We start from the raw sequence: 10,456 nt of genomic DNA on the forward strand, positions 1-10,456 counted from the left end.
TTTGAAAACAATATACGCATTTAAACACTTTTTTACTTTGAGGAATTTTCTTTTCGGAATCCTGTTGTTAACCGGGATTTCCGCTTTTTCTCAAGTTACTCCTACGCCTCAAGACAGTACAGGTTATAATACCGGTAGGATGCAGATCAAAAATCCGAAAAGTATTGTCAATGCTTATACTTACGACCCTGTCACTAACAGATATATTTACACCAGTACTTTTGAAGGGTTCAATATCAATTATCCTATCATTTTAACACCCAAAGAATACGAAGAACTAGTTATGCGTGAAACCATGCGCGACTATTTCAAGAAAAAGTCAGACGCTATTGACGGTAAGAAAGAAGGCAGTGAAGCCGCCAAAAAAGATTTATTGCCGCGTTATTATGTAAATTCAGGCTTCTTTGAAACTATTTTCGGCTCTAATACTATAGATGTAAAACCAACAGGTTCCGTTGAAATGGACTTGGGTGTTCGTTATACCAAACAAGATAACCCGGCTTTTTCACCCAGAAATCGCGCCCAAACCACATTCGATTTCGATCAAAGAATCAGTATGAGTTTGATGGGAAAAGTAGGAACGCGTTTGAATGTGAATGCTAATTATGATACAGAGTCTACGTTTGCTTTTCAAAATTTAATCAAACTCGAATACACACCAACAGAAGACGATATCATCCAAAAAATTGAAGTGGGAAACGTAAGTATGCCGTTGACCAATTCATTAATCCGCGGTGCCCAGAGTTTGTTTGGAGTGAAAGCCCAATTACAATTCGGAAAGACTTCGGTTACCGGAGTATTTTCGGAACAAAAGTCGCAAACAAGATCAGTGACTGCTCAAGGTGGCGGAACAATTCAGGATTTTGAAATTTTCGGATTAGATTATGATGCTGATAGACACTTTTTCTTATCGCAATACTTTAGAAATAAGTATGATAGTTCACTCAAAAATTACCCTTTTATCAACAGTAGGGTTCAAATTACCAGAATAGAAGTTTGGGTAACTAACCGACAAAATCGTGTTAGTCAAACCAATAACAATTTAAGAAACATCATAGCGTTACAAGATTTAGGAGAAGCCCGTTTGGCCGGATTAACCGATGACCAAGTTGTAGCGTTGAATCCCACCGATGTCAACAATAACTTTTTTACTACACCACCGGATCCCACAGTTGATACACCCTCTGATAATAGTAATAACAAGTATGACCCGGATCAAATTAATGCCGGAACAGGATTATTAAACAGTAATATTAGAGATATTGTAACGTCGAGTGCCGGTTTTAATAACATAGTTCCTGTGGATGAAGGAACTGATTATTCTAAATTGGAGAATGCACGCAAATTAGCACCGAATGAGTTTACTTATCATCCGCAATTGGGTTACATTTCCTTACAACAAAGATTGGCCAATGACGAAGTGTTAGCTGTTGCTTACCAATATACTGTCGGAGATGCAGTTTATCAAGTTGGAGAGTTTGGAACAGATGGCGTTGATACTACCGTTTTAGATGCCACTGATGTTGCTAATCCAACAATTTCAACCCAAAGTTTGATTTTGAAAATGTTGAAAAGTAATTTGACTAATGTAGCCAAGCCGGTTTGGAATTTGATGATGAAAAACATTTATCAAATACCGGGCGCTTATCAATTACAACAAGAGGATTTCAGATTGAATATTTTATATACCGATCCTTCACCCATAAACTATATTACACCGGTTCCGGGAACAACTTTTCCAACCACTACAGATCCTGAAATGGTTGTGGCAGAAACACCACTGATCAAAGTATTTAATGTGGATAGGCTAAATTATAACAATGACCCGCAAGCCGGAGGTGACGGGTTCTTTGACTTCATGCCGGGATTGACGGTAGACCAACAAAACGGGCGAATTATTTTTACCACGGTGGAGCCTTTCGGAAAATTAATTTTCGATAAATTAAAAACACCTGCTTCAGCAGAAAACTATTATGGTGACCCCAACAGCTCCATAGATTACAATCCTAACCAACAAAAGTATGTTTTCAGAAGCATGTACTCAAGTACCCAAGCCGGTGCTTTACAAGATGCTGCCAAAAATAAATTCCAATTAAAAGGTAGATTCAAATCAGCCGGAGGTGACGGAATTCCAATTGGGGCTTTTAATGTACCACGAGGGTCGGTGGTTGTTACTGCCGGAGGAAGGGTTTTACAAGAAGGGATAGATTACAGCGTGAATTACCAAGCCGGAAGAGTACAAATTTTAGATCCTTCCTTGCAAGCTTCCAATACACCAATTCAAGTTTCGGTGGAAAACAATGCTGCCTTTGGCCAACAAACACGCAGATTTATGGGAATTAATGTAGAACATAAATTCTCAGATAAATTTTTGGTTGGAGGTACATTTATTAAAATGACTGAAAGACCATTCACACAAAAATCCAATTACGGTCAAGAGTCTGTGAATAATTCTATTTTTGGATTTAATGCTAACTATTCTACAGAAGTTCCTTTTTTAACCAGATTAGCCAATAAGTTGCCTAACATTGATACTGATGTGCCTTCCAATATTTCTTTTAGAGGAGAGGTTGCTTTTTTACAACCGGATGCTCCTCAAAATGATCGTTTTCAAGGAGAAGCTACGGTTTATGTAGACGATTTTGAAGGTTCTCAAACTACTATTGACATGCGTGCACCGCTGTCATGGACTTTGTCGAGTGTGCCTAAATGGCAATCCGGAGTTGGATATAACGACTTTGGTTCCGCTTTGGTTGGGTTAGAATATGGCCATAAAAGAGCCAAATTAAATTGGTATACGATTGACCCTACTATCTATGTTCAAACGCCAAACGAAATTGGTCAAGACGGCATATCTCTCAACAGTACAAGAAGAATTTTCAATCGTGAACTTTTCCCGGATTTAGAATTGCAAGTAGGGCAACAAACGGTTATTAATACTTTAGACTTGACTTATTATCCTCAAGAACGCGGGCCATACAATTACAATTCTGAGGCTTTGAGTCCATCCGGATTTACGTTGCCTCAAGATAATTTTGGGGGTATTACACGCGCTATTAATTCAACTAACTTTGAGCAAAGTAATGTTGAATACATTCAGTTTTGGGTTTTAGATCCTTACTTTGATCCGGCTAATCCGGCAACAGTCCCAAGTCCTACAAATGTTGGTAGCTTGTATTTTAACTTAGGAGAAATTTCGGAAGACATCTTAAAAGACGAACGCAAACAATACGAAAACGGTTTGCCGTCGAGCAACAGTGCCTCTTTAGTCAGCCCAACAGTTTGGGGAAGAGTGCCAACCTCACAGTCTTTGATTTATGCTTTTGATGTGGATGGCTCTAACCGTTCTTCTCAAGACGTTGGTTTAGACGGTATTGATGATGAGGGCGAGAGAGGTTTAACTAATATTGGTGCTTTTGCCACATTAGATGACCCGGCAGCCGATAACTACCAATACTTTTTGAACGCTTCCGGATCTACCATTTTTGAACGTTACAAAAATTACAACGGATTACAAGGAAACTCTCCTATTGCTGTTTCCGATACTAATAGAGGTTCAACGACCTTACCTGATGTTGAGGACATTAATCGTGACAATACCATGAACACGGTGAATGCTTACTTCGAATACAAAATAGATATACGACCTAACATGCAAGTTGGGCAAAACTTTATTACCGATGTAAGAGAAACGAATATTGAATTACCAAATGGTGCTCCAAATGGCCGAGCCAGATGGTACCAATTCAAAATACCGGTAACACAGCCAACTACCACTGTTGGTAGTATTTCAGATTTTCGTTCTATTCGATTTATGAGAATGTTCATGACCGGATTCACCGAGCCAATCACACTGCGTTTTGGGGTATTAGATTTAGTTCGCGGTGAGTGGAGAAGATATGATCAATCTTTTCAACCTACCGACAGTGAACCCAATGATGATGACACTAATTTTGATGTGTTAGCGGTAAATCTTCAGGAAAATGCGTCGCGTTTGCCTATTCCATACGTTTTGCCTCCGGGAGTAATCCGGGAAGAAGTAGGACAGGGAAATCAGGTAATCAGTCAAAACGAACAATCGTTGTCATTGAGAGCATCAGGCGATGGTCTTGAAGTTGGAGACTCAAGAGCAGTATTCAAAAACGTGAATGTTGATATGCGTCAATTCAACAAATTAAAAATGTTTTTACATGCCGAGGCTTTGCCGGCTCCTACCGATCCAACACCGCTATTAGACAATCAAATGTCTGCTTTTATTCGTTTTGGAAACGATTTCACCAATAATTTTTATCAAGTTGAAATTCCACTTAAAGTAACCCCGGAAGGCGCTACGCTTCCGGAGGAAATTTGGCCGGAAGAAAATGAGTTGAGTTTAGCCATGTCGCTATTAACCCGAATGAAAGTGCAAGCGATGAGTATCGACCCGGCTACTTTGCCATTAGAAGGAATATACTATCCTGATGACGATAATAATTTACCCGATGGGGATGGCGATGTTAAATTGCGATTGGGGATCAAAGGAAATCCTAACTTCGGTTTGGTTCGAACTTTAATGGTCGGAATTAAAAACAACCATACTGAAAAAATTCGAGGTGAAGTTTGGTTCAACGAGTTGCGTATAGCCGATATGAACAATAAAGGCGGTATGGCGGCTGTGGTTAATGTGGATGCTAACATGGCTGATTTTGCTACGGTTTCAGCCACGGGAAGAATGAGCACTATTGGTTTTGGGGCTTTGGAAGAAGGGCCTAATGAAAGAAGCAGAGAAGATGTACAACAATACAATTTGGTTACTAATTTCAGTTTAGGAAAATTGTTGCCAAAAAAATGGGGAATCAATTTGCCATTTAACTATGCTGTTGGAGAAGAAACTATAACTCCTGAATATGATCCGTTTAATCAAGATATTCGACTGCAACAATTGATTAATAATACTCCAGATGCTGCAGAAAGAGATAATATTCAAAATAGAGCAATCGATTACACCAAGCGAACCAGTATCAATTTCATTGGAGTTAAAAAAGAACGTGCAGCCGAACAAAAACCTCGAATTTACGATCCCGAAAATTTAACACTCTCTTACTCCTATAATGAAGTTGAAAAGCACAATTACGAAATAGAGAGTTTTATAGACCAACAGGTTACTACTTCTGTAGATTATACCTATGCTTTCAAACCCAAAGCCATAGAGCCTTTTAAGAAAAGTAAGTTTTTGAAGAAAAGTGATTATTGGAAACTTTTGAGTGATTTTAATTTTAATTACTTACCGGCCAGTATATCGTTTAGTTCTAATATTATCAGACAATACAACAGACAGCAGTTCCGTCAGGTGGATGTTGACGGAATTCCGATTGATCCCTTGTTCCGAAGAAATTATATGTTCAATTACCAATATGGGTTTAATTACAATATTACCAAATCGCTTAAAGTAAATTATACGGCGGCTTCCAATAATATCGTTCGGTCTTATTTAAACGAAGACAACGTTCCTGACAACAGTTACACTATTTGGACCGACTTTTGGAACATTGGTACTCCAAACTTACACAACCAACAATTAGTGGTTAATTATGAATTGCCTATTAATAAGATTCCGTTATTGTCTTTTGTAAAATCTACCTATTCTTATACCGGAGATTACAGTTGGCAACGCGCCTCTTTAGCATTGGCTGAAGTTGACGGATTTAATTTAGGGAATACTATTCAAAATGCAGGATCACACCGATTGAATACAGCGTTCAATATGGAATCCTTCTACAAATACATTGGTTTAGGAAAAAAACCGGCAACCCCAGCTGCAAAACCGACAACGTTGCCAAAACCGGGAGAAAAAATCACCAATACTAAAGCGCAAACAGCCGGAAACACTAATATTTTCCTAGACGGTTTAAAAGGAGTCTTAACCAGCGTTAAAAATCTTCAGATTAATTACACTCAAAACGAAGGTACCATGTTGCCCGGATTCTTGCCAAGTTTAGGGTTTTTCGGTTCTAGTAAACCTTCTTTGGGCTTCGTTTTCGGAATTCAAGATGACGTTCGATTTGAAGCTGCTAAAAGAGGATGGTTAACCACCTATCCCGATTTCAACCAAAGCTACACTCGAGCCATTACCAAAACATTGGAAATGACCGCAAACGTTGATTTATTTCCTGATTTCAAAATCGATTTAACGGCAAACAGAACTTATGCAGAGAATTATTCTGAACAATACGATGTAGATGAAACTACCGGATTGTATAACCCGCGTTCTCCTTACAGTTTTGGTAACTTCTCTATTTCAACAGTAATGCTGGCAACATCATTTGGTAGAAGTGATGAAAACGGTTCTGCTGCTTTTGACGAATTCAGAAACAACCGAGCCATTATAGCCGACCGTTTGGCCACTCAGTTTTACGGCAGTACAACCTTCCCGAGATACGGTGATTCAGACAACCCGATACCTTCAGATGTGAATGATCCGAGGTATACTTTTTATACTTCAAATGAAGGGTATCCGATAGGATTCGGCAGAAATAATCAGGCTGTATTGATTCCGTCATTTTTAGCGGCTTACACAGGAGCTTCAGCCGACGGAATTTCATTGGGTACTTTCCGCAGTTTCCCGATACCTAACTGGAATATGAAATACAGTGGATTGATGCGTTACAAATTCTTTAAGGATAAATTCAAACGTTTCTCTATCCAACACGCTTATCGCGCTTCTTACACCATCAACTCTTTCCGTTCTAATTTTGATTACGACCAAAACCCGGGTGCACAAGACAATGGCGGATTTGGTAACTTTTTTAACAGAACCATAGTGGCCAATATCAACTTAGTAGAGCAATTCAATCCTTTGGTAAGGTTGGATTTTGAGATGAAAAATTCGTTCAAGATATTAGCCGAAATGAAGAAAGACAGAAGTTTGTCTATGAGTTTTGATAATAACTTGTTAACAGAGGTTCAAGGGCAAGAATACATTTTAGGGGTAGGATATCGATTCAAAGATGTGATTTTCTCTTCTCAATTGGCGGATAACCCAACAGGAATTATCAAAAGCGATATCAATGTGAAGGTTGATTTCTCCTACCGAAATAACAAAACCATTGTACGTTATTTGGATTACGACAATAACCAATTGGGCGGAGGACAAAACATTTGGTCAGCTAGAGTAACCGCTGATTACTCATTCAGTAAGAACTTAACGGCCATTTTCTTCTATGATCATTCATTCTCGAAACCGGTAATCTCAACCTCGTTCCCAATGACGAATATCAGAACCGGATTTACAATGCGTTACAATTTTGGAAATTAATAAAGTTTTAAACCAAAGATTTTAATAATCTGCCGAGAAATTATACTTTTGAAGAAATTTTAAAAACAACACCATAACAAGCTAACTAATGAATATACCTAGCAATTTAAAGTATACCAAAGACCACGAATGGGTTTTAATTGATGGCGATGTAGCTACTGTAGGAATCACTGATTTCGCCCAAAAAGAATTAGGAGATATCGTTTATGTTGAGGTGGAAACACTCGACCAAACTCTAGATAAAGACGAAGTTTTCGGAACTGTAGAAGCTGTTAAAACAGTGTCAGATTTGTTCTTGCCACTTTCCGGAGAAATCATTGAATTCAATGAAGATTTAGAAGTGAATCCTGAAAATGTTAACGCTGATCCTTACGGTAAAGGCTGGATGGTCAAAGTCAAAATTGCCAATGCCGCCGAAATTGATGAATTACTTTCCAGTGATGGTTACAAAGAACTCATCGGTGCTTAAAAACACGATACTAAGTCTGGCCATTGGCTGGACTTTTTTAATTTTAATCCTTTGCTTGGCCAAGTTTAGTGACTTGCCAACAATCAAAGTATCAGGAGCCGATAAATACGGGCATTTTTCATTTCACTTCGGATTTACGATACTTTGGGGTTTTTACAGTGTATTACAATTAGGAAAAATGCAATGGAAAAAATTAGCCTACATAGTGCTTATATCACTTGGTTACGGCGTTTTAATTGAGATTTTACAAGAAGTTTTCACCAAGACTCGTGAAGCGGATTTGATGGATATTGTAGCCAATTTTACCGGAGCATTGACGGCTTTTTTTAGCTTATTACTACTCAAAAAAATACGGAATGACTAACAATATGTTTTTAGTTAATATCTAAAGTGACCGTCTTCTTTTTAAGATAGAGACGGTTTTTTTTTTACTTTTATGCCATGAATATAAAACAATACCTCGATTCCACTTATCTCAAAACAGCAGCGCAAGCCGGTTTGACTGAAAAAGAAAATAATCTTATTGTTGAAGGGTTTATTCAAGAAGCCATTAACGAAGGATTTAAACTGATTATGATTCGGCCAAACCATGTAAAAACCGCACGGCAATTGATTTCAAATGCCGGTTCAAAGTTGTTAATCGGTACAGTTATTTCTTTTCCTGAAGGCACTAATTCTTTGGAAGAAAAATTGACAGAAGCTAAAAAGGCTATCGATGACGGTGTTGATGAGTTGGATTTTGTGTGCAACTATAAAGCTTTTAAAAAAGGAGAAAGTGATCTAGTAAAAGAAGAAATTTTAAAAGGAACTCAATTAGCTTTCGATCACCATAAAGCAGCCAAATGGATTATTGAAGTAGCAGCATTGACTGATGATCAAATTATTCAGCTTTCTGCTTTGATTAAAAATGTTGTCATGGCTAACTTCAAAGAAGATTGCTATGCAAATGTTTATGTAAAATCGTCAACCGGTTTTTATGTCACCGAAAACAACAAACCCAACGGCGCTACAAAGCATACGGTTATCATAATGCTCGAAAATGCTTCGCCCCTTCCGGTAAAAGCTGCAGGAGGTGTTCGCACTTATGAAGAAGCTGAAGAAATGATCCGATTAGGAGTTAAAAGAATCGGTACATCTGCAGCCAAAACCATTGCTAACGGCGAGATAGCCTCGGGCGGTTATTAATTATTTTATTTTTGATCAATGAAAAAGATTTTCTACTTTATATTTTTATTTTCAATAGTGACAAGTGCGCAGGTTTCCAAATACAGCGCCGAAAGATTTCCGGTATTTCCTTCCTGTGAAGGCCAAGAAATGGCTGCCTTAGAAATGTGTTTTTACAATCAGGTTCAAGATTTTGTGTTCAACAACTTCAAAGTGCCGCTAGGTTTAAAAGAAAAGAATTATAAAGGAAGCTTAATCGTATTATTTGAAGTTAACGATCAGGGAAATTTTAAAGTGATTTATGTTGATGCTGTTGAAGAATCATTGGTAAACGAGAGTAAAAGGGTTTTTGGGTTGATGCCGAAAATCAGTCCGCCAACCTACAATGGTGATCCAACTTATGCCAAATACACAATCAAAATTGCTATTCCGTTACAAAGTGTAGCCGATATACAAGCCCAAAAAGAAGCTGTGGTAATTGCAGAGAAAACTACTACTACATACCGTCCGAAAACCGCTTATTTGACAGAATTGGACAGTATGAAATACAATGCTTTCCAAAATCCGCAATTCAAGAGTCATTTGAACATTCCTTTTTCGCACAGTTTTTATGCGCAATTTGATGACGAAATGAATCAGGTTGGCGCCAACAATCATACAGGTTCTAAACCGTTTTCTTATGCCGATGTTTCAAAGTATTACGATTTGTCAGCCGAAAATCAAAAGCTGATGAAAAATAAGCAAAATTGGTGGGGCAAAAAGTTTTGGAACGAAAATTTAGTTCAAATTCAAGGCGAAGATTATTGGTTTACCCTGAATCCAATATTGGATTTGCAATTCGGTAAAAGCGACCCAAGTGTTAGTAGTTATACTTATGTGAATACCCGCGGGATTCAGTTTAACGGAGGTTTGGGAAGCCAGCTTAATTTTACTACAACCATCTACGAAAGCCAAGGGCGTTTTGCCGATTACTTTAATCGATATGCAGAATCTATAGCACCCGATGGCGGAAATCCGGCAATTATTCCCGGTATTGGTATTGCCAAAACATTCAAATCGGATGCTTATGACTTTCCATTGGCCGAAGCTAATTTGGCCTACACGCCGAGTAAATTCATCAACATGAATTTGGGTTACGGGCGCAATTTCATAGGCGATGGGTATCGCTCTTTGTTGTGGAGCGATGGCGCAAGTCCGTATCCTTATTTTAAATTGAATACCACTTTTTGGAAAATCAAATACACCAATTTGTATACTTGGCTCAAAGATGTTCGACCGGAAGTAACGCTCGACAGAACGTATGCAACTAAGTTTGCGGCCAGTCATTATTTGAGCTTAAACGTTACCAATAAATGGAACATTGGTTTATTTGAATCTGTGGTTTGGGCCAATAACAACAATCGCGGGTTTGACATGAGTTTTGTGAATCCGTTGATTTTTTATCGTTCGGTAGAATTTGCTTCCTCTTCTCGAAGCGGCAATGCTATGTTGGGCTTGACCTCTAAATACAAATGGAACAACCAAATTCA

Annotated in this window: 5 protein-coding genes; all 5 read left to right on the forward strand. The window is 38.3% G+C overall.

The window, feature by feature from the left end:
* Nucleotide 1 precedes the first annotated feature (1 nt).
* Nucleotides 2-7,294 (forward strand): cell surface protein SprA, encoded by a 7,293-nt coding sequence (gene sprA, locus ACIQ32_RS01440; RefSeq protein ID WP_396193868.1) that lies wholly within the window; start codon nucleotides 2-4, stop codon nucleotides 7,292-7,294.
* A gap of 88 nt (nucleotides 7,295-7,382) precedes the next feature.
* The gene (gcvH, locus tag ACIQ32_RS01445) at nucleotides 7,383-7,763 is read left to right on the forward strand and encodes a glycine cleavage system protein GcvH (protein ID WP_396193869.1); all 381 of its coding nucleotides are present in this window, start codon (nucleotides 7,383-7,385) and stop codon (nucleotides 7,761-7,763) included.
* Nucleotides 7,735-8,127 (forward strand): VanZ family protein, encoded by a 393-nt coding sequence (locus tag ACIQ32_RS01450; protein WP_396193870.1) that lies wholly within the window; start codon nucleotides 7,735-7,737, stop codon nucleotides 8,125-8,127. Before gcvH ends, ACIQ32_RS01450 begins: the two co-directional genes overlap by 29 nt.
* A gap of 77 nt (nucleotides 8,128-8,204) precedes the next feature.
* The gene (gene deoC / locus ACIQ32_RS01455; RefSeq protein WP_396193871.1) at nucleotides 8,205-8,948 is read left to right on the forward strand and encodes a deoxyribose-phosphate aldolase; all 744 of its coding nucleotides are present in this window, start codon (nucleotides 8,205-8,207) and stop codon (nucleotides 8,946-8,948) included.
* An 18-nt stretch (nucleotides 8,949-8,966) separates the two neighbouring features.
* The coding region (locus tag ACIQ32_RS01460; protein WP_396193872.1) for a gliding motility protein RemB at nucleotides 8,967-10,456 on the forward strand (1,490 nt) is incomplete at its 3' end.

It is taken from the genome of Flavobacterium sp. (genome assembly GCF_044373165.1).
Lineage (GTDB): Bacteria > Bacteroidota > Bacteroidia > Flavobacteriales > Flavobacteriaceae > Flavobacterium.